This window comes from Burkholderia sp. S171 (assembly GCF_009766085.1).
Taxonomy (GTDB): domain Bacteria; phylum Pseudomonadota; class Gammaproteobacteria; order Burkholderiales; family Burkholderiaceae; genus Caballeronia.
This window is the reverse complement of record NZ_LMUF01000067.1, coordinates 1-338: the sequence shown is the minus strand read 5'-3', so window position 1 is coordinate 338 and position 338 is coordinate 1. Positions and strand designations below refer to the sequence as shown.

At 61.2% G+C, this 338-nt stretch carries 1 protein-coding gene; it reads left to right on the top strand.

What is annotated here, in order from left to right:
• The coding region (locus GSQ93_RS36325; RefSeq protein WP_216857732.1) for a FimD/PapC N-terminal domain-containing protein at positions 1–338 on the top strand (338 nt) is incomplete at both ends.

Below are 338 nucleotides of genomic sequence, written 5' to 3'. Positions count from 1 at the left end.
GACGGCAAGCTGGGCTCAAAGCCCTGTTTCAGCCGCGCGTTGTTGCAGCGTGCGGGCGTGGATCTGGCAAAGGCCGATGCAGCCGCGGGACGTAGCGTGAGCACGACCAATGCCGACACCTGCGATGAAATTGCCACCATCGTACCCGGCGCAACGGTCGATTTCGACTTCACGCAGCAGACGCTCGAACTGAGCGTGCCGCAAGCGTTCATGAAGAATTCGGCGCGCGGTTATGTGCCGCCCGAACAGTGGGACCAGGGCGTCAACGGTGGTTTCATCAGCTACAACGCAAACACGTATCACACAGCGGGATCGGGCGTGGGTTCGAGCCAGAGCTA